Here is a 23,103-nt window from a genome sequence, read left to right as displayed (position 1 = left end):
GCCCCCGTCGCGAGACGGGGGCCGACGGCCGTCGGCTGCTGCGCTACTTCTCGTGCCCGGCCGCGCCGTTGCCCAGCGGCGCCGTGTCCGTGCCGGTGAACTTGAACCGGACCTGCTCCAGCCGCTTCCCGGCGTCCTGCTCGGAGTAGCGGTCGGACATCACGGCCTTGAGGAGGATCCGGTCCGTGACCTTCTCACCGGCCTCCAGCTTGTTCAGGCCCAGGGACGTGAGGTCCAGGCCGTCCTTGACGAGCTCGGCCAGCCGCTTGCGGACGATGTGCTTGGGTATCGTGCCGCCGGGGCCGGCGTGCCCGACCGCGATCTCGATGTCGAGCACCTGCGCGAGCTCCCGCGCGTCGGGGGTGTCCGGGATGCCGGCGTTCAGAAGGACCTTGCCGATGTCGACGTTGCCCTTGTTGGAGAGCTCGACCTTCTCGGCCGGCGTCGTGTCACCGGCCTTCATGTCCTTCCCGGTCAGACGCTTGAGGACGGAGGACTTCTCGCCGTTGGCGAAGAGGTCGACCGTCTCGGCCCGCTTCTGCGACGAGAACGGACCGGAGGTGACCCAGGCGTCCGAGGTCAGGGTCGCGTAACCGCCGGCCGCCGTCAGGCCCAGCCCCAGCAGGACGGCACCCGCGACGACGACCTTCTTCCTGCGGTTGCGTCCCGCGGTGTTGCGTGCCTCCTGCGTAACCTGCTGCATTCTGCTGCCTTTCCTGTATGTGCTGAATGACGTGTGCCCCTGCCGGAGGGCATGGGGGGTCGGGTCACCCTGTAAAGGAATTCCCGGCCGTCTCCGGCTGGGCACCTCTGAATCCTCGCCCCGTGATCACACGGGCAACAGGAGCGAACGTCCTTGGGAAACACACAGCTTGTGCTACCTGAATACTGCTTAAGGGATCCCCGGCGGCCGGCACGGCTGTCTGCATGCTGAGCCCATGCACCTGCTTCTGATTGAGGACAGCCCCCGCGTCGCCGACACCCTCCGGTCGAAACTCGCGGCCGAGGGAATACGTTCGGACTGGGCCTCCAACGGCCACGCGGGACTGCGCCGCGCCCTGGAGGGCGGCTACGACGTGATCGTGCTGGAGGTCCTGCTGGCCGGGATGAACGGCTACGAGGTGTGTTCCCGGATCCGCGCCGCCGGCCAGAACACCCCCATCCTGATGCTCACCGCCAAGGACGGCGAATACGACATCGCCGAGGGACTGGAATCCGGCGCCGACGACTACCTGGTCAAGCCCTCCTCCTTCCTGGTGCTGGTGGCCCGCCTGCGGGCCCTCGTCCGCAGGTCCGGGCAGTCCGCGACCAGCGAGTGGGTCGTGGGCGACCTGAAGGTGGATCCCATCGGGATGCGCGTCTGGCGCGGAGACGCGGAAATCGGGCTGACAGCAAAGGAATTCAGCGTTCTCGCCTGTCTCACCAACCAGGCCGAACAGGTGGTGAGCAAGCAGGAAATCGTCAGACGTGTCTGGGAGAATCCGTCCGCGCGACCACTCAACGTGGTGGAGGTCTACATCAGTTCCCTCCGCCAGAAGATCGACGCCCCTTTCGGCCGATCCACCATCGTCACCGTGCGCGGCGCCGGCTACAAGCTCATCGACCAGCGGTAGCTGAAGCCCTTTTCAGCCGACAGCCCGGCCGGCGGAATACGAAGGCATAGTCGCAACGAAACCCATGCCATCGGATCCCAGCGAATGCGGAGTACCGCCGTGGTGCCCTCCTCCCCCCTGTCCCGCCGCCCCGTGTCCGCCGCCGAGGCCGCACGAGCCGCCGCCCTCGGCCGCGTCCTCGCCGCTCCCGCCACACGCGGCCGCACGCACGGGCGGAGCGCCCCGACCACCCAGCCCGGCGGTCACGCGCCACGGGCCGGCGCGCACGCACCGCCGGCCCGCCCGAGCGCCATGGCGGCCGCCGCGGCCGGATGGAGCGACATGCGCGCAAGGGCGTCACCGGGCAGCCCCGCCTGAAAACCCGGGGCGCCGTCGATGTGCGGCGGCCCGTTCCCCCTTCTTTCCCTGAAAGGAACCCAGCATGGTCCACCTCTACGACCGGGAACTCGCGGCCTGGGCCCCGATGCTCCCACCCATCGACCACAGCGACCCCGAAAGCGCCCGCGTGTGGATCGCGGAGGTCGACGTTCCGGGACCCGCCGGTGCGCCCGCCGTTCCCGTCCGCGTGTACGCGCCCGTCCGCCCCGCCGACCCCTGGGCGTTCTCGCCGGCCGTCCTCTACTTCCACGGCGGCGGCTTCGTCACCGGCGGCCTGGAGACCGGCCATGACGAATGCGTCTGGACCGCCACCACGCTCGGCGCCGTCGTCGTGAACGTGGGCTACCGGCTCGCCCCCCAATTCCCCTATCCCCAAGCCCTCATGGACGCCCACGCGGCCCTGTACTGGCTCTCCGCACAGGGCGAGTCCCTGGGCATCGACCCCAACCGGATCGCCGTCGCCGGCGAGGACGCGGGCGCGGGCATCGCGGCGGCCCTGTGCCTGCTCGCCCGGGAACGCACGGGCGTGCGCCCCTGCTTCCAGCTGCTCGCCGGACCCCTGCTGGACGACCGGCTCGCGTCCCCGTCCGCACAGCAGTTCACGGACACACCGATGCTCGACCGGATCCAGGCGGCGAACATGTGGTTCCACTACATGGGCGCCGCGGCCGGCGGCCCCGACGTGTCGCCGTACGCCGCGCCGGCCCGCGCCCAGGACCTGACCGGGCTGCCGCCGGCCCACGTGTCCGTGTGCGACATCGACCCGGCCCGTGACGAAGGCATCGCCTACGCCCAGCGGCTCATCCAGGCCGGAGTACCCACCGAGCTCCACCACTACCCCGGAACCTTCCACGGCTGCGCCTCCATCCCCGGCGCCGAGATCGCGCAACGGATGCGAGAGGACCGCGTCAGCGCACTCCACCGTGCGCTGTGCACGCCCCCGCTCCCACCTGCGCCGGTCCACGGACCGCCCGTTCCGGCTTCGCCGGCCCTGTCGTGACCGCACCGAACGACGAAGACGTCCCCCGGCGCCCTCCCCGCCCCCGGTACCAGCTCCTGGCCGACGAGCTCACGCGCCGCATCGACCGCCCCGGGAACAGCCGCCCCGCCAGGGTCCCCTCGGCCGCCGAGATCGCCCGCCGGTACCAGGTCCCGCTCCCCACCGCGCAGTTCGCCCGCCGGGCCCTGCACACACGGCTGCGCTCCCGGGGCTCCCCCCACGCCGTGCCGATGGCCGCGGACGCGCAGACCGTCGCCGAGCGGGTCGCAGGACTGCTGCGCAACCGCATCCTGAACGGAACCCTCAGCGGACGCCTGCCCATCCGGCCGGTCCTCGCCCAGGAGTACCGGGTCAGCGTCGACACGGTCGGCAAGGCCGTCCGCCTCCTGGCGCAGGAGGGACTCCTCTACGGGGCCGCCCGGCACGGCACGTACGTCCTCGACCGGCAGCCCCCGCCACCGTCAGATCCCGCCGGCCAGGCCCGCCTGGTGTGCGAGGATCGCGGCCTGGGTGCGGTTGTCGACCTCCAGCACGGACATCAGCCGTGACACGTACGCCTTCACCGTCCCCTCGGACAGGTGCATCGACCGGGCGATCTCTGCGTTCGACAGGCCCGCGCCCAGATGCCGCAGCAGCTCGCGCTGCTGCGCGCTCAGGCCGGCCAGCCTGCCACGCAGCCCGGGGGAGGCGCCCGGGCCGCCCACACCCCGCCGTCCCGCCCCCGCGGTGGCCAGCCTCGCGGCCGGGACGGGAGCGAGCGCCGTACCGCCGGCCGCCACCAGCCGTACGGCGGCCACCACCTGCTCCGGTGGCGCGTCCTTCAGCAGATAGCCCGTGGCGCCCGCGGCGAGGGCGCGCGCGATGCCGTCCTCGGTGTCGAAGGTGGTCAGCACCAGGACCGCGGGCGGCTCGGGCAGCTCGCCCAGGCTCCGGGCGGCCTCGATGCCGTCCATCCCCGGCATGCGCAGGTCGGTCAGCACGAGGTCGGGACGCCCTTCACGCGCCTGCTCCACCATCTGGGCACCATCACGGGCCTCGGCTATGACAACGATGTCATCCTGGCTCTCCAGCAGGGTGCGCAGCGCGAAGCGCATCAGCGGTTCGTCGTCCGCCACGATCGCGCGGATCACGGCGCGCACCCCTCGCCCGCGGCCAGGGCGGTGCGCGCCGGGAGGGCGCCGGGGCGGTCCCCGACGGGCAGCGTCACGCGGACTTCCCAGCCGCCGTCCGCAGTCGGGCCGGCGGCGAAGGCCCCGCCCAGCAGGGAGACCCGTTCCCGCAGCCCCGTCATACCGAAGCCCGCGCCGGTGCGGGGGGCTCCCGCCGGGCCGCGGGCGGGGGCGGGCCCGTTGGCCACGCACACCGACAGGGCCGCGTCCTCGTGCCGGACGCGGACGCGGACGGCGGTCGGGGCTCCGGGGGCGTGCTTGACGATGTTGGTCAGCGCCTCCTGGACCGTCCGGTAGGCCGTCAGCGCTGCCTCCGGGGGGATCGGGACCGCCTCCACGGGCGTGTACGCGACGGGGAGACCGGCCGACCGGGCCTCCTCGACCAGGGCGTCCAGGTCACGCAGTTCACGGCCGGCCACCACCGAGCCCTCACCGTCCCGCAGTGCGCCCAGGACCTGTCGCAAGTCGCGCATGGCCGCCCGCGCGGTGTCGCCGACGGCCCGGGCGAGCTGCCTGCCTTCGGCGTGCGCGGCGCCCGCGGCCTCGATGGCGCCCGCGTGCATGGCCATGAGCGCGATGCGGTGGCCGAGTACGTCGTGCATCTCCCGGGCGAGCCGGAGCCGTTCTTCCGTGCGCGTCTGCTCGGCCCGCCGCTCCCGCTCCGCGCGCAGGGCCGACAGGTTGCGCTCGTACGCCCGGGCGCCGAGGCCGAAGACCACCGGGAAGGCGCCGTAGAGGGCGGCACACGCGAACTGGCCGACGAGGGTGACGCCGACGTGGCCGGGCAGCAGCGCCTTGAGGACGGTGAACCCGCTCCAGGCCAGGCCGATCGCGAGCGTCCGCCGGCTCCGCTGGTCCCGGGCCAGGCAGTACAGGGCGATGAAGACGGGAACGCGCGACCCGTCGACGGCCAGGCCCACCGCGGTGAGCAGGGCGACCGGCAGCGGGGCCTGGCGGCGCCACAGGAAGCCGGCTGCCACCACGAGGGCCACCAGTGTGCTGGGCAGTGCCGCGCTGACCAGCCCCGTTTCAGGGTTCAGGGCGCCGGAGAGCGACCCTCCCGCCACGACGGCGACGATCAGCAGGTCGCTCCGCAGCAGCCACGTCCGGCCCACGGGCGCCATGAGCTTGGCATGCCAGCGCTCGAAGGCGTCCTGAGAGGCAACAGCAGTCACGGCATTCCTCGATAGTTCGGCTGGTTCCACCAGAAGAACGACAGACCCTACCAGAAAGGACTAGACCACTCGTGATCCATGACACACCGGCGGAGGCCGGGCAACGAAAGTGAACGCGCCCGTCCACATGTTCACCTCCGGCCGGAAAACACCGCCGAAGGTGCCCGGTCGCCCCCGCGCGGACCTGATACGTGCCCATGCCGGTCTAGCTTGATCCCCCGACGACGGCACGGACACCGGTCCCGTCCGCCCCCCCCCCGAAAGGAACCCAGTGCGCCTCCTCCTGATCGAAGGCAGTGCCCGCGCCGCGAAGGCGCTGAGGCTGGGGCTCGCAGCCGAGGGCTTCCACACGGAATGGGCCCCCGACGGGCACTCGGGCCTGCGCAGAGCCCTCCGCGGAGACCACGACGTGATCGTGCTCGACATCCAGCTCGCGGGACTGGACGGTCGTGAGGTGTGCTCCGGCATCCGCGCCGCAGGCCGGACCACCCCCATCCTGATCTTCACGGCCAGGGACGCCGAACACGACATCACCGGGGGGCTGGAATCCGGCGCCGACGACTACCTGGTCAAATCCTCGTCCTTCCCGATCCTGCTCGCCCGGCTCCGGGCCCTCCTCCGCCGAGGGAGCAGACCCAGTCCCACGGAATGGCAGCTGGGCGACCTCAGGGTGGACCCCGTCTCCATGACCGCGTGGCGGTCGGGGACGGAGATCGAGCTGACGGCGAAGGAGTTCAGCGTGCTGGCCTGCCTGACCCGCCACGCCGAGCGGGTCGTCCCCAAACCCGAGATCATCCAGCAGATCTGGGAAAAGGGGTCGGCACGCCAGGCGAACACCCTGGAGGCCCACATCAGCGCCCTCCGACGCAAGATCGACAGACCCTTCCAGCGCGCGAGCATCGTCACGGTCCGGGGAGCGGGCTACAAGTTCGTCATCGGCAAACACCCGTCCCCGACACCCGCGCCACCCTCCTCGCCGCCGGCGCTGCCTTGATTCAGGGTGCGGTCCGGGTGCCGTCGAGCCGTTCGACGCGCGCCACGTTCTCCCGGTCCTCGGCGTCCGCGCTCGCCTCGGCGGCGAACCAGGCGTCGAGGATCTCCTTGAGCAGCGGTTCCGAGGTCAGGCGCAGGCTGAGCGCGAGCACGTTGGCGTCGTTCCAGCGGCGCGCGCCGTCCGCCGTGTAGGCGTCCGTGCACAGGGCGGCGCGTACGCCGGGAACCTTGTTCGCCGCGATCGAGGCGCCCGTACCGGTCCAGCAGCACACGACGGCCTGGTCGGCGTTCCCGGCGGCGACGTCGCGGGCCGCCGCCTCCGAGCAGGCTGCCCACTGCGGATCGTCGCCAGGGCTCAGCGCCCCGTACGGCACCACGTCGTGTCCGCGGTCGCGCAACTGCCCGAGGAGCGCGCGAGCCACGGGCTCGTCCATGTCCGAGGAAACGGAGATCCGCATGCCCCGAGCGTAACCGGCGGCGGAACCCACGTCCGCCGCGAGTCGCAGTACGGCCGGACGGTCTCCGGGTGGGTGCCTGAGGCGACGGGCGATGTCTGTGGCTACCAAGGGTCAGGCACAATGCGGTGTGATGTGTGATGTTTGCAGCCACGAGATGCGACGCATGCCGGTGGCTGAACCGCAGATGCCCTGGAGCCTGGCAGTGAAGGAACGCTGGTTCTGTTCCTGGTGCTACGCCTGGACCGAATTCGGATACGACCCGCGCGAAATCTCGCGGCCGCAGTACGGCTACATAGTGTGGGAGCGGGCGGAGTCCCCACACCTCCCGGAGGATGTCGCCCACGCGTACGACGCGGCGTACGCGTACTCGACCGACGGCTTCGGTGGGACGCTGTGCGGTCTGGCCCATGAGGGCCTCAAGGCCTCGGGGCACCTGTGGATAGACGAGTCGCCGTATGCCTGCGACGGGTGCATGGAGGCCGCTGCGGTCATCGACGAGCGCTGGCCGCTGGACATGCGGAACAACAACCGGGACTCTCCCCCTCCGCCTCCCGGTTCCGACTGGCCCCCCTTCTAGGGGTCTGTTTCAGAAGTGGATCAAGCGGTGACGTGCGGAGCCGGTGATGGCCGTATGCTGCACTCGCATGATGGATCTTGGTAGTCAGATCGCGTACTGGGACAGCGTCGGCGCAACGAAGACGTTCACCCATCCGGTGAATCTCAGCTGGCTGGCGGGAGTGAGCCGGAGCGCTCGGGTCCTGGACTATGGGTGTGGATACGGCCGGGTGATGGCTGAGTTGAGCGAACACGGCTTCTCTGACGTGTCCGGTGTGGACCTGTCTCCCGCGCTGATCGAGCGGGGCCGTCAGTCGCGGCCTGACCTGCGCTTCGCCGTCCTGGAGTCCCCGCCGGACCTGACGTACGCGTCGGCGAGCTTCGATGTCGTCCTGCTGTTCGCAGTGTTGACGTGCGTCCCCGACGGCATTGCTCAGCGGGCACTGGTCGACGAGCTGAACCGCGTCCTGGTGCCCGGCGGGCTGCTCTACGTCAGTGACGTGGTCCTGCAGGACGACGAACGAAACCACAGCCGCTACGCGGCCTATGCCCAGCAATTCGGCACACCGTACGGGGTGTTCGCTACTGACGACGGTGCGGTGTGTCGGCATCACGACATCGCGGAGCTGCGTGCTCTGCTGTCGGGCTTCGACCGGGTGGACGAGAGCCGGATCGAGGTTGCCACGATGAACGGCCATCGGTCGCAGGCGGTGCAGTTGCTGGCCCGCAAGCGGTACTGAGCACAGCCACTCATTGATGGCAGCGATCAGCGCGGTGGCCTCGTAGCGGACGGCGAGTCTGTCGTACCTCGTGGCCACCGGGCGGTGCCGCTTCAGGCGGTTGATCCCGCACTCCACCGCGTGGCGCTCCCCTTCGCGGTTACCCCGAGACCGGGTCCGCTGGGCGGGTGGGAGGCCGCCCAGCCGTGTTCGAGCAGTGCGAAGGCCTCGTCGGCGGCGCGGTGCGGCTCGGCGTGCCGCAGGATGAGGCCGCGGGCCTCAAGGGCGAAATGGGCCAGGGCGGTGCAGCTGACGTCGTCCTCGGGGGCGCCTACGGCCTCGGCGATGGCCCGCGCCAGGGCTGCTTCGTGGCGCATCCACATGCGGTGGGCGTAGTCGCGCAGCGCGGGGGTCTCCTGCACCATGCGCGTGAAATCGGCGAACCGTGGGTCGGTGGCATGCGCGGCGAGCTGGGTCTGCGTCAGCAGGATGTGCCCGCGCAGAGCCTGGGGGATCGACGTGCCGGGCGCGCGGTCGCGCACGGCGGCGACAAGCGCCGCCTCCAGGTCGTCTTCCTGGTCGAAGACCAGGGCTTCCTTGCCGGAGAAGTGTTTGAACAACGTGGTCACCGAGACGTCGGCGGCGTCGGCGATCTCCTTGACGCCGACCTGGTCGTAGCCGCGGTCGAGGAAGAGCTCGAGTGCGGCGTCGGCCAGGGACTGGCGGGTCTGGGCCTTCTTGCGCTCGCGGCGCCCGGTCGGTGGTTCGGTCACCCGCACACCGTACCCCAAAATGAAGTAGCTACGAAAGTTGAGTCGTTGCACTTATTTATCGAGTGTGCTTTCTTGATGAGGCCGGACCTCCCGGCGGCTCACCCGCCTATCGAGGGGCACTCCCATGAACTCTGCTCGTAATCCCCGCATCGCGATCGTCGGCGCCGGCCTCGGTGGCCTCACCTGCGCCCGAGTCCTGCAGCGACACGGACGCTCCGTCTCCGTCTTCGAACGCGAGGCCTCCGCCGACGCCCGCCCACAGGGCGGCACCCTCGACCTGCACGCCGACACCGGTCAGGCCGCCCTGCGTGCGGCGGGGCTGGTCGACCGGTTCCAGGCCCTCTCCCGCCCCGAAGGCGAGGAGTGGCGCGTGCTCGACTTCGCTGACGCGGCCCTCCTGATGCACCAGGGGCCGTCCGCGGCCGGCGGCCGCCCGGAGATCGACCGGGGCCACCTGCGCGGAATGCTCCTGGACTCGCTCACCGAGGACACGGTGCGGTGGGACCGCGCCGTCATCGGGGTCACCCCGCTGCCGGACGGCACCTGCCGACTGATCTTCGGTGACGGCGCCGCCGAGGACTTCGACCTGGTGGTCGGCGCCGACGGCGCCTGGTCGCGCGTCCGCCCCGCCCTGTCGCAGGCCGCACCCGACTACACCGGTGTCACCTTCGTCGAGACCGGATTCGACCACTGCGACACCCGCCATCCCGACCTCGCGCGACTGGTCGGCAACGGATCCATGCTGGCCAAGGGCGCCGGCAGGTCCCTGGTCGCCCAGCGCAACAGCAACGGTCACATCCGCGCCTACATCGCGTTCCGTGCCCCGGAGGACTGGCATGTGGCCGCCGGTGTCGACCTCGGCGAACAGCGGGCCGTGCGGACGCACCTGTTGGGGATGTTCGACGGCTGGGACGAGAGCCTGCGCTACCTCCTGAGCAACAGCGACAGCGGGTTCGTCAACCGGCCCCTGTACGTCCTGCCCGCCCCGCACACCTGGGAGCACGTTCCCGGCGTCACGCTGCTCGGCGACGCCGCGCACTTGATGCCCCCGGTCGGGCTGGGCGCCAACCTCGCCATGCTCGACGGCTCCGACCTCGCCCACGCCCTCGTCACCGAACCCGGCGTCGACGACGCCGTCCGCGCCTACGAGAGCATCATGCTGCCGCGCTCGGTCGAGGCCGCGACGGGCAGCGCGCAGGGACTCGACCACCTCGTTCCCGCAGCGACTTCCGGAATCTTCGGTCGGGAGGTGCTCGGCGACTTGACCGGCAGTTAGTTAGCCGCCATATTACTGCTCATGAGTGACGAGGATGCGAACCCCGGCGCTGCGCCGACGCTCGAGCAGGCGCGGAAGCAGATCGCGCGGTACGGGCTTGAGGCGGACCCGCAGGCGGTGCTGGTCGCGGTGCGCCTGATGGCTGCCGGGGCGCGCCTGGACCGGGCGTCCGAAGTGCACTTCGCGCGTTCCGGGCTGTCGACCGGGCGCTACCGCCTTCTGGTGGATCTCGAGGACAGTGACGGGGAGAAGTCGCCGTCGCAGCTCGCGAAGAGTCTCGGCGTCTCGCGCGCCACGGTGACCGGCCTGGTCGTCGGCCTGGAGCGAGAGGGCCTGGTGGCTCGCCGCGCCTCGACGGAGGACGGGCGGGGCGCGGTCGTCGTCCTCACGGCGCGTGGCAGCCGGCGGTTGCGCGATATGGCCGCGGACCACTTCGCGCGGCTTGAGGCGCTGGTCGGTGGACTGGCCGCGGACGAACGCGGGCTGTTCCTCGAGCTCCTGGAGCGGATCACCCAGCGGATCGGCGCATTGACCGCCGAATAGCTGCGGCATCGCATCACTTCCGCGCGGGGGTCGCTGCCTCGACCGCGCGGAACCCTTCTCTGCGCCCATATAGTTAGCCTCCTAATCAACCGATAAGCCGGCTCATCAATTCTGGAGGAGTCCCATGAGTCCCCCTTCCCGAACCGCCCAGCGCGGTGTCGTCACGCGTCCGTTCACCCTGTGGAAGGAAGTCGCGACCGCCTACCTGGCCCCCGCGCTCTCCGCCGGGCTCGGCGGATTCCTCAGCGGCCAGCCCGAACTGACCAGGGCCGCGTTCACCTCCATCGGGGCCACATCGGCCTTGGTGGCCTGCGGCGTCGGCGCGTGGCTGCACCGCCGTGGCCGACCCCGGCGCTGGACGGCCTCGGCGCCGCGACCGGTCCTCACCCTCGGACTCGCCATGACGGCGGCCGCAATCGCCGGCCTGGCCGGATGGTTCGGATCCGACTGGCTGCCATCACACACACCGGTGCCGGACGCCGGATGGCTCGAGCGGCTGTGGATCGACCTGCCGCTGTCGGCCGGCCTGGCCGCCGCCATCGTCACCTGGCGGTGGCACGGCACGACACTCCGCCAACAGGCCTGACCCGGCCCTTCCCACCCGTTTCTCCAGACCCCTCACCCACGAGAGGCACACTGTGATCACCATCATCGGCGCCACCGGCGCCACCGGCAGCGCGCTGCTCCGGCGGCTCATCGCACTCGAGGTCCCCTGCCGCGCCATCAGCCGTACGCCCGACGACCTGCGTGCCGCCATCGGCGCCAACACCCCGGTCGAGATCGTCGGTGCGGACGCCGCAGACCCCCAGACGCTCCGCGACGCGTTCGCGGGATCCACACAACTGTTCGTCGCCATGGCCAACAGCCCGCGTCAAGCCGAGCTCGAGACCAACGTGATGGACGCCGCAGCACACTGCGGGATACGGCACGTGGTCAAACTCTCCGCCCCGGCAGCCGAGCCCGCCTCACCGGTGGCCATCTCGCGCAGCCACTGGCAGGTCGAGGAACACCTGGCGAAAACCGGCATGACGGCCACCCTCCTCCGACCCTACGCGTTCATGCACAAGCTGCTCCTGAACGGACCGGCGATCGCCGAGGGCGTACTCATCGGGGCCGTGCGCGAGGCCCCCTGCAACTACATCGACGTCCGAGACGTCGCCGACGTCGCCGCCGAGACCCTCCTGCGCCCCGACCTCGCCGGCGCCACCTACACCCTGACCGGCCCGCGGGCCTTCAGCCACCCCGAGCTCGCCCGTCTGCTCGGCGAGCTGACCGGTCGCCCCGTCCGCTACATCGACCTGCCGCCGAGCGAGTTCCACAGCCACCTCCTGTCCACCGCACACATGCCGCCCTGGCTCGCCGGCCACGTGGTGGAGATCCAGCAACTGGCCATCACCCGCCCGGAGTCTCCGAACGACACCATCGAGACCCTCCTCGGCCGCCCCGCCAGGACCCTGCACGCCTTCCTCCGCGAACACCTCCACACCTTCACCAAGACCGCCTGACCAACCCCCCAACCGTCCGCAAGCCGCAGGGCCCGGGGACGGCCGCTGTCCCCTGATCCACGGTCGACGGGGCGAAATGATGTTCCGCGGCATGTGGGAGGCGGGTTACTGTTCCTGTTCTCGGCAAGGTGGTCGCTGCCCCTGCGGGCGCTGTAGCCCGGAGCGCCTCGCGCCGCCGTCGGACCTTCCGCGAAACGGCGTACGCATCCGGCCCCTCACGACCGAGCAGGAACGCCGGCCTCTACCAGCACGACGACGGGATCCCCCTTGACCCACATGCCCGGAGCACGCGTGCCGGGACGGACCTGGACGGTCCGGCTCACCGGCCACACCGATCACACCGTGTCCGTCACCTGCAGCACCGCCGCGTGCCGGATGCCGCCCCGCTCGAAGGATGCCGCGAGCATGCGGCGCTTCGCCGCGGAACACGCCAGAGCCCACGGACGCCTCGCCGGCGCCCGCCCCAACGCCACCTGCAGCTGCGGGAGCGCCGAGTGCGCCCACCACGAAACCCGCGTCCACTGCACCGGCACCAGCCTGCTGGTCCTCATCCACAATCCGGCCGTCGGTCAGGTCTGGACCCTGGCAGAGGTCTGTCAGGCCTGCGCCCGCCACATCCCCCACATCACCATCCTGGCCACGGCCAAGCCCGCACTCCCCGCCTCCACCTCCACGGCCCCGGCCGTGGAGGTGGAGACGCAGCGCGCCGCGGTGCCGGGCGGATTCTCCTCACCGGAGGCCGCTCCTGACCCGTCACCGGGCCGCCGCCGCCCCCACCGCGCCCACCGGCAGCGCCGCTCGGGAGGCTGAGCCACCACTGCACCGGCTGCGCAGGAACGAATCCCTTCCGGCGGGCGAACCCGGACCAGCGCGGGTCCCCGGCCTTCCCCGCAGCGGCCGGCAGCTCGTACGCGCGGACCCGGTCGTGCGTGAGCACCGGGCCGCGGGCTCGCGTCGGTCACACGACGGGTGGTCGGCCGGCGGCGGCCAGACGGAGGACGGTGCGCCAGCTCATCGGCCTGCGGATCTGGTCGTGGCGGCCCGTCCACCCCTCGCGCCACCCGCCGAAGGCCTCGCGGGCTCCACCCCCGCGAACCGCGCGCAGCGCGGTGGCGGTGGCCCAGACGAGCAGGTAGGCGGGGATGAGCGGGGCGGGCAGGTTGCGGTAGGCCACCCAGACGCGGTTGCGGGCGGCGAGCCGGTGGAAGAGGGCGTGCCGGGTGGGCTGGGTGAGGGGGTGGTGCATCCGGATACCGGCCGCGTACCAGCCCGTATGCCCCTGGTCCCAGAGGCGTTGGGCGAGGTCGATGCCCTCGTGGTAGAGGAAGAACGAGCCTGCCCAGCCGCCCGCCCGTTCGAAGGCGGAGCGGCGGACGAGCACGACGCCTTCGGTCATGGTGGTGATGGTGCCGGGGCGCTCCGGGTGGCCCGCGCGTAGCCGGGGGACCCAGCGGCGCGGGGTGGTGGTGTCGTCGGGACCGGTCAGGCGGGGCTGGACGTACGCGGCGCCGGGGTGTCGCCCGGCTTCGGCGAGCAGACGGGCGAGGATGTCCGGCCTGGGGAAGGTGGCGTCGTTGTCGAGGAAGAAGACGTAGTCCGCCCCCGGCCCGTCCTGAGCGAGGGCGTCGGCGCCGACGTTGCGGCCGGCGGGGATGCCGAGGTTCTCCGGGAGGGCCAGCACCCTTGCGCCCGCAGGAACGACGTCGGGGACGCAACCGTTGCCGACGACGCAGATCCGCAGCTCGACCCCCGTCTGGGCGAGGAGGGCGGCCTGCGCCGCGGCCTCCTCCGCCGGGCGGTCGTTGAGGGTCAGCAGGACGACATCGACGCGGGGCTGAGACACGGTGTCCTTCTCGGTGTAGGTCGGGTGTGCGCGGCGGGCGGCGCCGTCGTTCGGCAGCTGTGTTCCTGCGAGGCGTCCCGTGGTGGCCCGGTCGGCTGCCGGGCCGTCCTGCCCCTACCGTCCACGCGGCACGAGTCCGGTGTCGAAGGCGACGATCGCCAGGTGGACGCGGTCTCGCGCCTTGAGCTTGGCGAACAGACGCGCCACATGGGTCTTCGCGGTCGCCGCGCTGATCACCAGCCGCTCGGCTATCTCGGTGTTCGACAGTCCCTGTCCGACCAGCGCCAGCACCTCGCGCTCCCGGTCGGTGATCCCCGCGATGGGACTCGGGTCCGCGACGGGCCCGGCGTCCGCTTCGGGGGCCGTGGGGCCGGATGCTGCGGCGAAGTCCGCGATCAGCCGTCGGGTCACGCTCGGCGCGATCAGCGCGTCGCCCGCGGCCACCACGCGGATCGCTTCCAGGATCGCGTCCAGGGCCATGCTCTTGAGCAGGAATCCGCTGGCGCCGGCGCGCAGTGCGCCGTAGACGTACTCGTCGTGGTCGAAGGTCGTCAGCACCAAGACCTTGGGCGGGTCCGGCTCGGCGGTCGCCTGCCGGGTCGCCTCGATCCCGTCCATGCCCGGCATCCGGATGTCCATCACCACGACGTCCGGCCGCAGCTCACTCACCAGGCGCACCGCCTCGCGTCCGTCGCCGGCCTGGCCGACCACCTCCAGGTCGTCGGTGTCGCCGATCAGGAGGGCGAGCCCGACCAGCATCAGCGGCTGGTCGTCGACCAGCAGCACTCGCACGCTCATGCCGGAAGCCTCGCCGTCACCCGGAATCCGCCCTCGGGACGCCGGCCGGCGCTGAACTGGCCGGACAGCAACGTGACTCGCTCGCGCATGCCGAGCAGGCCGAAGCCGCTCCCGCCGGCCGCGGAGTGCCTCGGACGGACCGGCCTGCCGAGACCGTCGTTCCCGTCGTCCACCACCTCGATCGTCACCCCTTCCGGCTCGTAACCGACAGCGACCCGGCATGCTCGCGCACCGGAGTGCCGCACCACGTTCGTCACCGACTCCTGGATGATCCGGAATGCCGACAGTTCGATCTCCGGCGGCAGTGGACGCCGCTCGCCCCGCCAGGTCACATGAACCCGCACCCCGGCGCCGGCCGTGCGTTCGGCGAGCTGCGGGACGTCGGCCAGGCTACCGGCCGGCGCCAGCGGAGCGGCCTGCGGCATGGCGTCGTCCGCCTTGGCACGGCGGAGCGCCCCGAGCATGCGCTGCAGCTCCAACAGCGTCTCCCGGCTGGTGGTCTCGATGCCGGTCAGCGCCTGTCGCGTCTGCTCGGGCTTGGTCTCCACGACCCGCGCCGCCGCTCCCGACAGCACCGTGATGATCCCGATGCTGTGCGCGACGCTGTCGTGCAGTTCGCGGGCGATCCGCAGCCGCTCGGCCATGACGACGCGGGCCGCGGTCTGCTCCTGCAGGGCTTCGAGGTATTCACGGCGTTTGCGATAGATCCCCCCGAAGACCCACGCGACCGCGAACCACAACGCGAACTGCCCGGCCCACTGGACCGCGTCGCCGACGTTCTGCCCGCGAACGTGGAGGTCGTTGAGGAACGCGGCCGCGACGGCCGCGACGGAGCCGGCGGCGGCAGCCTTCGGCCGCCGGACGGCGAGGTATCCGCACAGGCCGACGAGCAGGACGAACACGATCAAGGGCCGCGCGCCGAAGGCGTCGCCGAGGACCGCTTCGCCCAGGACCGTCGCGAAGACCGCCGCCGGCAGACGGCGCACCAGCAGAACCGGCAGGGCGAGCACGACGCACAGACCGAGCATCTGGAAGGGCGCGAGGCCGGGGAACCGGAACAGGCCGTCGTAGTGCGCCCAATCAGTGGGCAGCATCGTCAAGGCGAGAACCAGCGCGTACAAGCAGGTGGTGGCCAGCACCACGGCTTGTGACATCAGCCAGGTCACGCGCTTCGATGTCGACAGACGCTGGAGAAGCTGTTCCATACGGAGATCGTATTCAGTGGCGTCGGCTCTCCGCGTCGCCCCGGGGATGTACGTCGGATACACCCCCGGGCCGATGGCCCGGGAAGAGGTGACATCCGCCGGCCGACGCGGTGCATCACGGTTCGTACCTAGCGTCGATCCCATGAAACGCAATCGCCGTATCAGCGCTGTCGCCGCTCTCGCGCTCGCCGCCCTCGTCACCGGAACCGGCGCCGTATCCGCCGCCCCGGCCGCACCGGTGGCCGCGCACGCATTCGACACCTCACAGGCCACGGCCTCGGCCTCGGCCACGGCCACCGCGTTCACGCGGTCCTTCCACGGCACGCTCCCCGCGCCCACCGGCCCCTACGCCGCCGGCGAGGACGTCATCCACCTCACCGACGCGAGCCGCCTCGACCCGTGGGTGCCGTCGTCCGGGCCCCGCCGGCTGACCGTCACGATGATCTACCCGGCCGTCCCCGGGACCGGGACTCCGGCCCCCTATATGACCCTTGCCGAGGCAGCCGGACACATCCAGCGCGCGAAGATACCGGCGAGCTCCGGCATCACCCCGCAGAACCTTTCCGGCGTCACCACTCACGCCTTCGACGGCGCTCGGCCGCAACGCGGCAAGTATCCGCTGGTGGTCCTCTCACCCGGGTTCGGGGACCCGCGCATGGTGCTCACCTCGCTCGCGACCGAACTGGCCAGTCACGGCTACGTCGTCGCGCTCGTCGGCCCCACCCACGAGGACAGCGGCGAGACGCTGGCGAACGGCCAGACGCCGCCGTGCGCGATCTGCGACGACCCGAAACTCGACATGAACACGGTCACCGCCAGCCGCGCGCTGGACACGTCCTTCGTGATCGACCAGTTGACGCACGGCAATACCGCGTGGGGCCTGGCACACCTCATCGACAAGCACGAGATCGGCATGGCCGGACACTCCATCGGCGGAGCGTCGGCCGCGGCCACGATGATCGCCGACCCGCGAGTTCAGGCCGGAGTGAACATGGACGGCAAGTTCTACCCGGTCCCGATGCCCGGCCAGATCAACCGGCCGTTCCTCATGCTGGGTGAGACCGACAACCTCCCGGTCGGCGGCCACGACACCTCGTGGGGGGAGGCCTGGGCCGCCCTCGGCGGCTACAAGAAGTGGCTGGCGGTCACCGGCTCCAACCACCCCAGCTTCACCGACGTGGACCTGCTCGAGGAGCAGGCCGGGTTCCCGACACCGCCCCTCGACCCCGCACGTGGCATCGTGATCACGCGTGAGTACGTGACCGCGTTCTTCGACCAGAGCCTGAAGAGGATCCACCGTCCACTGCTGGACGGCCCCACGCCGAACAATCCGGAAGTACTCTTCCAGCCCTAGGCAGTGTCTGATGGCTCTTGCCTGGATGGTGGATCTCCCTCCGTTCCGGGCAGGAGCCGGTCATGGTGCGCTGGCATGAACTGACGAATGCCCAGTGGGATCGCATAGCCCCGCTGCTCCCGGAGCCCGGCGCGCCAGGCGGGCGGTGGGCCGACCACCGGACCGTGGTCAACGGCGTGCCTTACCGGACGCGGACGGCTCGTGGGCGGACAACGTCGATTCGACCACCTGCCGGGCCCACCAGCACGCGGCCGGGCCGGCGGTCGCCCGCCGGCCTTCGACCGCGAGCAGTGCGTCACGACATCCTCGGTGAGCCGAAGGCCGCCCAGCCAGCCGTGGAGAACGCATGGGCCTGCTCCACTGCTGCGGGTCGCGTATGGCTACGGCGAACGGACCCGTAGCGCCGGGTAACGCTCGGGACTGGACCGCGTCACGTGTATGTGCGCAGTTCGGGCCACATCTCGCCCCAGGGGCGGCGGGGGCCTGTGCAGATGTAGACCTCGCCGCCCCATTCGACGTTGTGCACGCCGTAAGGGTTGGAGAGGGTGGCGGCCACGCGGACGTCCCGGAAGTACTGGCGTAGACGGGCGGCGTATTCGGGGGCGTGGTCGGGACCGGGGGCGACGGCCACCACGGTCGTGGCGTCAGGGTTGCCGGGACCCCACCACCAGTCGGTGTTGTGGGCGCTCACGGCGGTGGGCAACCCGGTACCGCGGCCGAGTTCGTTGATGGCGCCGGCCTCGCCGTAGTCGGCCGTGAAGATCACCGCGTTCGCGCGCTGCTCGGGCGGGAGACCGGTCCATACCTGCCGCACGGTGCCCACCAGTTGGGGCCAGCCCAGCGATTCCCCCAAATTCGAGTTGATGCCGTACGTCCAGGCCGCATTGGAGGGTGGCAGGACGGGCAGCACGATCACGGCGAGCAGCGCAGTCGAGGCGGCGGTTGCGACCATCAAGCCGCGCAGCTGCTTCCGTTGCGAGTGCAGCTGCCCGTCGAGGCCCACGGCCCCGGCCGCCAGCAGGCACACATACAGGCCGCCCAGGTAGTACACCTGCGCTCCGGTCGTCACGGCGAACAGCACGTACAGCACGGCGTACGCGATCACCAGGCACCGCCACAGCGGCCGACCGGACCGCCACAGGAACCGCAGGCCCGCCACCCACAGCACCGTCATCGCCAGACCGGCGATGCCGAACTGCCCCACGATCCAGGTGAGGATGTTCCCCGGGCCTCCGTTCTTCCCGTTCAGCGCCCGCGTCATCTCGAACATCGCCCAGCCGTGCCGGGCCTGCCACCACAGGTCGGGCAGCACGAGCAGCAGGGCTATCGCGGCGCCCGCGAGCAGTCGGCGGTCGACCGCGGTCCGGCGGGCCGGCCCCAGCAGCACGGCGGCCAGCAGCACGACCCCGAAGATGGCCGCGAGGTGGTTGAATTCCGCGCCGATGCCGACCAGGGCTCCCGCTGCGAGCCACCACCGAGTGTCGCCGGTGCGGCCGATCCGTACGACCACGAGCGCGATCGCGGCCCACGCCAGCACCTCGTACGACGTGGTGTTGGCAACGTGCGCGCCGCCCAGCAGCACGGGCATGGTGGCGGTCGCGACCGCCGCGAGCAACTGGGCCCGCCGCGCACCGCCGAACTCACGCGCCGTCATCCCGCCGACGACCACCGTGCCCGCGGCGGCCAGCGCCGGCCACAGCCGCAGGCCCGCCTCCGAGACCCCGAACAGCGACAGCGAGACCCGGGCCAGCAGCGGCGCCAGCGCCGGCTGGTCCACATAGCTCGCCTGGAGGTGCCGAGCGCAGTCCAGGAAGTACAACTCGTCGATGTGGAAGCCGTAGCGTGGCGACAGCGCCATCAGCACGGCTAAGACCACCACGGCGACGGCGAACACCCGCCGGTCCAGCGGTGCGATCCCCCCGCCGACCTCCCCGTCCGCACGCCGCCCCACGTCCGTCGCGCCTGTCATCCCCCGCCACCCCCGGTCCTCGGCCCCTCGGTCCCGTCGTCCACGTGGCCGGGGGCGGCCCGGCGCGCACGCTCCCGGGCTGCTCGTACCCTACGCACCCCGCCCACACGCGGTGAAGCACCCCCGGCCAGCGCCTCGTGACGGCCCTTCGGGTCGGCTCGCGGCGGCCTGAGCGGCCTTCACCGGCCGCAAACCCCCGGCCGGCACGGCGACGCTCGACGTACGAGAGGAGACCAGCCGGGCCGGGCCCGGCTGTAGTACCGCCGGGCGGAGGAGATCTTCGCGGCCGGGGTGCCCGACGGCCCGTGCGTCGACAGACGGCGGGGTGTGGGTGGCCCTCTTCCACGGCGGCGCGGTCCGCCGCTACACGCCCGGGGGCACGCTCGACCGGGAGATCCGTTTCCATGCCGCGCTGACGACGGCGTGCGGTTCTGGTGGGACAGACCTGACCGACCTCTACGTCACCACGGCCCGGCGCGCGCCTGAGCACGACGAACCACTCGTGGGCAGCGTGCTTGTCGTGCCGGGCGCCGGCCAGGGCCTGGTTCCCACCGCGTTCGCCAGCTGCATTCGCGCACGGGGTGGCTGCTGCGGCGCCGGGCTCGGGCAGGACGGCGCGGATGAGGGCGAAGACCCGTGAGACCTGGACGAGCCACCGCACGTCGGCCGGGAAGTCCGGGTCCATCGCCGACCTGGGCGCGGGACCGTCCGCCAGTCCTTCCCCGCCCCCGCCGCGAGGGCGGCGCCGAAGCGCGCGGCCTCCCACCGGGCTTGCTCCTCGACTGCCCCGTCTGGACCCGGAGCGGGTCCCAGGTCCGGGGAGACCGGCCCGCCCAGGGCCAGCCAGCCGTCCCGGATCTCGATCACCCGCCGGTATGCCGGTACGTCGGTACGGCGGAACCGCAGGTCCCGCCGGGCGAACATCCCATGCTCGACGGCGACGAGGAAATCGCGGACGCGGCCGTCGATCTCGCCAGGAGTGTCTTGGCGAGGCCGGGCCCTTGATACTGAGCGTCTCGGCGCCGAGGTGGCCCTGGGGGTCGAAGCCGATGACGCAGACTGCGAAGAGGGGGGACGGGTGGGAACGATCCTCAAGGGGATGGGCCGAGTTCGCTGGGCGGACCTCACCCACGCTTACGGTTCGGCCGAGGACGTTCCGGGCCGGCTGTCCCGCGTGGGGTGGGGAGATACGAGGACGGCCGTCCTGGCACTGGGCGACCTCGGCCTGTGGCTCGGCGAGCTGGCGGTCTTCGACGCGACTGCCGCGGCGGTTCCGTTCCTGTGGGACCTCGCGGTGGCTGAGGCCGTCACCGTTCGCCCGGGTGTGATCGAGCTGCTGGCATCGATCCTCCACCACGCGAACCCGCCGCACCTGGAGGTCCAGTTCGCGGCGCACCGGGCGGTGCTCGACGGCGAACGCACGGCGCAGGCGCTGACCCGGGACGGGGACCCCGCCGTGCGAACCGCCGCCCTCGGCCTGCTGGCGGCGATCGACGGCCACGCCTGCGCGACCTGCCGGGCGGCCGCGGACAGCGGCCGAGCCCCCTGACCGGTGACGGCCGGCCCGGGATCCGGCTCGGGGCTCTCGCGCAGGCCGCCGTGCCCGGCCGCCGGACTCAGTCGCCGTACAAGCCCCGCTCGTCGAGGCCGGCGTACAGGTGTGCTTCAAGGCATCGAGGTGCATCGAAGCCCACGGCCTCCCCGCGGTACAGGGCGATCAGCGAGTCCTTGCCCCGCCACCAGTTGTCGGTGACACCCTGCACTTCTGGCACCGGCTCATAGCCGCGCAGGTCGAGGGAGTCGACGGCCTCGCCTCTGATCCTCGTGACGGTCTCGGCCAGGACACGGGCATGCGCGGCGAGCGCCAGCGACTCCACCCATCCGTCTGTACTGGCATGGAGGGGCGTCCAACGGTGGGCGTCGATCCCGAACGCCCCGTCGGGGCCGATCACGAATCCGTACCCCATGGACACCCGGCAGTCCCCGGCGTCGAACGACCAGCCCTCCGTGGCCGATCCTTCGGGACAGCTGGCCTCCAGGACGCGGGGGCCACCCTCGTAGAACGGCGCCGGCGGGAGGGCGAGGCCGCCCCAGCGGTCCTGGAAGGCGGCGGCCCGCTCGGCCTCCGCCGCCGGGATCCCGTGGGCGATCCACACCTCGCGGAGTCGCCGGATCTCCTGCGGGGGGAGGCGGATGCCGTGTGCCTCGACGAAATTCCGGGCTCTGCGGCTCAGACCGGTGGGCCCGACCGGGGCGGCCGACACCGGGTTGCCGGCCGTCACGGCAGCTCACCACCATCGCCTGCGTGAAGCACAGCCGACGCGATCTCCCGTACGCGGTCCAGCGTGATTCCCGTGCGCTGTTCCACGGCGAGGGGATGCTCGCCGACCGGGCGGGTGTGGACGTACGTCTTCAGGTTGAGGGCGCAGGCGGGGTCCCAGACGGCAGGGGCGTCGGCGGTGTGGTTCATCGCCAGCTCAGGGTGGTGGGTTCCGCAGCCTGTGCAGGTGAAACCGAGATTGCTGGTCATGGTGCTGAAGCTTAGTGACGGCCGTGGGCGCGCCACCGGCCCTCGATTCCCGTTGCCTGTCGTGGCATGGGGGAGTTGTCGCCTGACGTGGTGCATGGCTCTGGCCTAGCCTTCTCCATCATGAGCCTTGTGATCACACGACTGACCCCTGATGTGCGCGCCTGCTCCGGTCACGTTTGGGCCGCCGCTGTCCAGGGGTGCCCAGCCGGGGAGCAGCCGTGACCACGGACCTGCGCATCACCTGGTGCCTGGACGGTCATGGCTGGGCCCACTGCACCGTTGGAGCCTCTGGAGGGGAGGCGGAGCTCACCGCCTCGCACATGACGAGCGCTCCGGAGGATCTGCTCATCGCCGTCACACGCCTCGTCACGGGGGAGACGGAGACCCGGGCGCAGTTCGAGGCGGAGCCGACCGCATACCGGTGGATCTTCTACCGTCAGGCCGAGGAGGTCTGGGTCCGTCTGCTGGAACTGCGGCACGGCGGCGCCCACGACAGCAAGGGCACGGAGATCTGGTCAGCCTTCCTCCAGGCCGATGAGCTGGCCCGCGCCGTGATCCGATGCTTCGACGAGGTGACGCGGATCTACGGGGAGAGCGGCTACCGGGGCAAGTGGGGCGAGCACTTCCCGCGCGCCGAGCTCGAATCCCTCAGGCGGGCTCTGGCATCCGGGGGAGTGGCTGCCGACGACGCGTCCCGTCCGCCCTCATGCAGGACGAACGGTCGCGGTGACACCCATCGGGCCACCGGCTGACGGCCCTTCCCGGCCGGCCGTTGCGTGTGCGGCCGGCCGGGAGGCCAAGGCGCAGGGTGGCTACTGACCGGTCCCGCCACGGGAGATCGCGGGGAAGCGCGCGGCCGTATCGACGTAGTACTTGCGGATCAGCGGGCCGAACGTGTTCGGGTCGTTGCCGAGGAGCATGAGCTTGATGTGTGCGATGGCCTCCGCCTCGGTGAGCGTGGACGCCTTCGCGACGGTGTCGCCAATGGTCTTCTTGGTCGTCCACGTCTGTCGGGCTTCGGTCGTGGCACTGACATCGGGGTCGAGGGCCAGGAAGAAGGGGCGCCCGCCCAGGCCGCCGTCGTTGCCGGTGGCGAGGAGCACGATCACGTGGAACCCGGACCCGTCAGGTTGGATGAACAGGCTCCTGGGTCCGCCGACGTGGTCGGTCGGGCCCTTGACGGTCACGGCGCGGTCGGCGTGCAGGCGATCGCCGATCGCGGTCCACTTCTCGGTGATGTCCCCGGC

At 71.4% G+C, this 23,103-nt stretch carries 28 protein-coding genes and 1 pseudogene; 16 read left to right on the top strand and 13 right to left on the bottom strand.

Going from position 1 to position 23,103, the window contains the following annotated elements:
* Positions 1-43: 43 nt before the first annotated feature.
* On the bottom strand, positions 44-703 hold the full coding sequence (locus ACFVXK_RS26195; protein ID WP_389615640.1) for a hypothetical protein: 660 nt from the start codon (positions 701-703) through the stop codon (positions 44-46).
* A 235-nt stretch (positions 704-938) separates the two neighbouring features.
* Here ACFVXK_RS26195 and ACFVXK_RS26190 point away from each other — a divergent pair, with 235 nt between their 5' ends.
* The 3 genes from ACFVXK_RS26190 to ACFVXK_RS26180 all read left to right on the top strand — a co-directional run bounded on the left by ACFVXK_RS26190 (position 939) and on the right by ACFVXK_RS26180 (position 3,539).
* Positions 939-1,613: a response regulator transcription factor gene (locus tag ACFVXK_RS26190; protein ID WP_389615638.1), complete on the top strand. Its 675-nt coding sequence runs from the start codon at positions 939-941 to the stop codon at positions 1,611-1,613.
* A 421-nt stretch (positions 1,614-2,034) separates the two neighbouring features.
* Positions 2,035-2,991 (top strand): alpha/beta hydrolase, encoded by a 957-nt coding sequence (locus ACFVXK_RS26185; RefSeq protein ID WP_389615636.1) that lies wholly within the window; start codon positions 2,035-2,037, stop codon positions 2,989-2,991.
* On the top strand, positions 2,988-3,539 hold the full coding sequence (locus ACFVXK_RS26180) for a GntR family transcriptional regulator (protein WP_389615634.1): 552 nt from the start codon (positions 2,988-2,990) through the stop codon (positions 3,537-3,539). The genes ACFVXK_RS26185 and ACFVXK_RS26180 overlap by 4 nt, the downstream gene beginning before the upstream one ends.
* Here ACFVXK_RS26180 and ACFVXK_RS26175 read toward each other — a convergent pair.
* On the bottom strand, positions 3,453-4,121 hold the full coding sequence (locus ACFVXK_RS26175; protein WP_389615632.1) for a response regulator: 669 nt from the start codon (positions 4,119-4,121) through the stop codon (positions 3,453-3,455). The two genes, ACFVXK_RS26180 and ACFVXK_RS26175, sit on opposite strands and share 87 nt — an antisense overlap.
* The gene (locus tag ACFVXK_RS26170; RefSeq protein ID WP_389615631.1) at positions 4,118-5,335 is read right to left on the bottom strand and encodes a sensor histidine kinase; all 1,218 of its coding nucleotides are present in this window, start codon (positions 5,333-5,335) and stop codon (positions 4,118-4,120) included. Before ACFVXK_RS26170 ends, ACFVXK_RS26175 begins: the two co-directional genes overlap by 4 nt.
* 271 nt (positions 5,336-5,606) lie before the next feature.
* Between ACFVXK_RS26170 and ACFVXK_RS26165 the strand changes: the two genes are divergently transcribed.
* Complete coding sequence (locus ACFVXK_RS26165; protein ID WP_389615630.1) at positions 5,607-6,329, top strand: response regulator transcription factor; 723 nt, start codon at positions 5,607-5,609, stop codon at positions 6,327-6,329.
* Between the two features lies 1 nt (position 6,330).
* Here the strand turns inward: ACFVXK_RS26165 and ACFVXK_RS26160 are convergent, their stop codons facing one another.
* Positions 6,331-6,786 carry an RpiB/LacA/LacB family sugar-phosphate isomerase gene (locus tag ACFVXK_RS26160; protein WP_389615628.1) on the bottom strand — a complete coding sequence of 152 codons (456 nt, stop codon included), beginning with the start codon at positions 6,784-6,786 and terminating at the stop codon, positions 6,331-6,333.
* A gap of 163 nt (positions 6,787-6,949) precedes the next feature.
* Here ACFVXK_RS26160 and ACFVXK_RS26155 point away from each other — a divergent pair, with 163 nt between their 5' ends.
* Positions 6,950-7,363, top strand: coding sequence for a hypothetical protein (locus ACFVXK_RS26155; RefSeq protein ID WP_389615626.1), 414 nt, complete (start codon positions 6,950-6,952; stop codon positions 7,361-7,363).
* Positions 7,364-7,430: 67 nt separating this feature from the next.
* A complete protein-coding gene (locus tag ACFVXK_RS26150) occupies positions 7,431-8,081 on the top strand; it encodes a class I SAM-dependent methyltransferase (RefSeq protein ID WP_389615624.1) in 651 nt (216 codons plus the stop codon).
* 92 nt (positions 8,082-8,173) lie between these two features.
* Here the strand turns inward: ACFVXK_RS26150 and ACFVXK_RS26145 are convergent, their stop codons facing one another.
* A complete protein-coding gene (locus ACFVXK_RS26145) occupies positions 8,174-8,833 on the bottom strand; it encodes a TetR/AcrR family transcriptional regulator (protein ID WP_389615622.1) in 660 nt (219 codons plus the stop codon).
* A gap of 124 nt (positions 8,834-8,957) precedes the next feature.
* Between ACFVXK_RS26145 and ACFVXK_RS26140 the strand changes: the two genes are divergently transcribed.
* From ACFVXK_RS26140 to ACFVXK_RS26120, 5 genes are all read left to right on the top strand, one after another.
* Positions 8,958-10,109 (top strand): FAD-dependent oxidoreductase, encoded by a 1,152-nt coding sequence (locus ACFVXK_RS26140; protein WP_389615620.1) that lies wholly within the window; start codon positions 8,958-8,960, stop codon positions 10,107-10,109.
* A 21-nt stretch (positions 10,110-10,130) separates the two neighbouring features.
* Positions 10,131-10,652: a MarR family winged helix-turn-helix transcriptional regulator gene (locus tag ACFVXK_RS26135; RefSeq protein WP_389615618.1), complete on the top strand. Its 522-nt coding sequence runs from the start codon at positions 10,131-10,133 to the stop codon at positions 10,650-10,652.
* 124 nt (positions 10,653-10,776) lie between these two features.
* Entirely contained in the window at positions 10,777-11,238 is a 462-nt protein-coding gene (locus tag ACFVXK_RS26130) for a hypothetical protein (protein WP_389615616.1), read from the top strand.
* 52 nt (positions 11,239-11,290) lie between these two features.
* Positions 11,291-12,157, top strand: coding sequence for an NmrA family NAD(P)-binding protein (locus ACFVXK_RS26125; RefSeq protein ID WP_389615614.1), 867 nt, complete (start codon positions 11,291-11,293; stop codon positions 12,155-12,157).
* Positions 12,158-12,562: 405 nt separating this feature from the next.
* The gene (locus ACFVXK_RS26120) at positions 12,563-12,967 is read left to right on the top strand and encodes a hypothetical protein (RefSeq protein ID WP_389615612.1); all 405 of its coding nucleotides are present in this window, start codon (positions 12,563-12,565) and stop codon (positions 12,965-12,967) included.
* 148 nt (positions 12,968-13,115) lie between these two features.
* Here ACFVXK_RS26120 and ACFVXK_RS26115 read toward each other — a convergent pair whose 3' ends face one another.
* The 3 genes from ACFVXK_RS26115 to ACFVXK_RS26105 form a co-directional block, all read right to left on the bottom strand.
* Entirely contained in the window at positions 13,116-14,000 is an 885-nt protein-coding gene (locus ACFVXK_RS26115) for a glycosyltransferase family 2 protein (RefSeq protein WP_389615610.1), read from the bottom strand.
* A gap of 114 nt (positions 14,001-14,114) precedes the next feature.
* Positions 14,115-14,798: a response regulator gene (locus tag ACFVXK_RS26110; protein WP_389615608.1), complete on the bottom strand. Its 684-nt coding sequence runs from the start codon at positions 14,796-14,798 to the stop codon at positions 14,115-14,117.
* Complete coding sequence (locus ACFVXK_RS26105; protein WP_389615606.1) at positions 14,795-16,003, bottom strand: sensor histidine kinase; 1,209 nt, start codon at positions 16,001-16,003, stop codon at positions 14,795-14,797. Before ACFVXK_RS26105 ends, ACFVXK_RS26110 begins: the two co-directional genes overlap by 4 nt.
* Before the next feature lie 142 nt (positions 16,004-16,145).
* Here ACFVXK_RS26105 and ACFVXK_RS26100 point away from each other — a divergent pair, with 142 nt between their 5' ends.
* The gene (locus ACFVXK_RS26100) at positions 16,146-17,357 is read left to right on the top strand and encodes an alpha/beta hydrolase family protein (protein WP_389615604.1); all 1,212 of its coding nucleotides are present in this window, start codon (positions 16,146-16,148) and stop codon (positions 17,355-17,357) included.
* A gap of 62 nt (positions 17,358-17,419) precedes the next feature.
* A complete protein-coding gene (locus ACFVXK_RS26095) occupies positions 17,420-17,758 on the top strand; it encodes a transposase (RefSeq protein ID WP_389615602.1) in 339 nt (112 codons plus the stop codon).
* 29 nt (positions 17,759-17,787) lie between these two features.
* Here the strand turns inward: ACFVXK_RS26095 and ACFVXK_RS26090 are convergent, their stop codons facing one another.
* Positions 17,788-19,326, bottom strand: coding sequence for an ArnT family glycosyltransferase (locus ACFVXK_RS26090; RefSeq protein WP_389615600.1), 1,539 nt, complete (start codon positions 19,324-19,326; stop codon positions 17,788-17,790).
* 285 nt (positions 19,327-19,611) lie between these two features.
* Here ACFVXK_RS26090 and ACFVXK_RS26085 point away from each other — a divergent pair.
* A pseudogene (locus ACFVXK_RS26085) lies at positions 19,612-19,888 on the top strand (SMP-30/gluconolactonase/LRE family protein); the annotation flags it as partial.
* Here ACFVXK_RS26085 and ACFVXK_RS26080 read toward each other — a convergent pair.
* Entirely contained in the window at positions 19,783-20,250 is a 468-nt protein-coding gene (locus ACFVXK_RS26080) for a DUF6545 domain-containing protein (protein ID WP_389615599.1), read from the bottom strand. The pseudogene ACFVXK_RS26085 and the gene ACFVXK_RS26080 sit on opposite strands and share 106 nt — an antisense overlap.
* A gap of 175 nt (positions 20,251-20,425) precedes the next feature.
* On the opposite strand from ACFVXK_RS26080, the gene ACFVXK_RS26075 reads away from it, so the two are divergent.
* The gene (locus tag ACFVXK_RS26075) at positions 20,426-20,875 is read left to right on the top strand and encodes a hypothetical protein (protein WP_389615597.1); all 450 of its coding nucleotides are present in this window, start codon (positions 20,426-20,428) and stop codon (positions 20,873-20,875) included.
* 67 nt (positions 20,876-20,942) lie between these two features.
* On the opposite strand, the gene ACFVXK_RS26070 is transcribed toward ACFVXK_RS26075, so the two are convergent.
* Positions 20,943-21,608, bottom strand: coding sequence for a hypothetical protein (locus ACFVXK_RS26070; protein ID WP_389615595.1), 666 nt, complete (start codon positions 21,606-21,608; stop codon positions 20,943-20,945).
* The gene (locus ACFVXK_RS26065; RefSeq protein WP_389615593.1) at positions 21,605-21,856 is read right to left on the bottom strand and encodes a hypothetical protein; all 252 of its coding nucleotides are present in this window, start codon (positions 21,854-21,856) and stop codon (positions 21,605-21,607) included. Before ACFVXK_RS26065 ends, ACFVXK_RS26070 begins: the two co-directional genes overlap by 4 nt.
* Before the next feature lie 218 nt (positions 21,857-22,074).
* Here ACFVXK_RS26065 and ACFVXK_RS26060 point away from each other — a divergent pair, with 218 nt between their 5' ends.
* Positions 22,075-22,608, top strand: coding sequence for a hypothetical protein (locus tag ACFVXK_RS26060; protein WP_389615592.1), 534 nt, complete (start codon positions 22,075-22,077; stop codon positions 22,606-22,608).
* A gap of 60 nt (positions 22,609-22,668) precedes the next feature.
* Here ACFVXK_RS26060 and ACFVXK_RS26055 read toward each other — a convergent pair.
* A partial coding sequence (locus ACFVXK_RS26055) for a hypothetical protein (protein WP_389615590.1) occupies positions 22,669-23,103 on the bottom strand: 435 nt, incomplete at its 5' end.

Origin of the sequence: Streptomyces sp. NPDC058157, from assembly GCF_042884105.1 — a bacterium.
Classification (GTDB): Bacteria; Actinomycetota; Actinomycetes; order Streptomycetales; family Streptomycetaceae; genus Streptomyces.
Note: the sequence above shows the minus strand (reverse complement) of the source record. Positions and strands in the feature narration are given on the sequence as shown.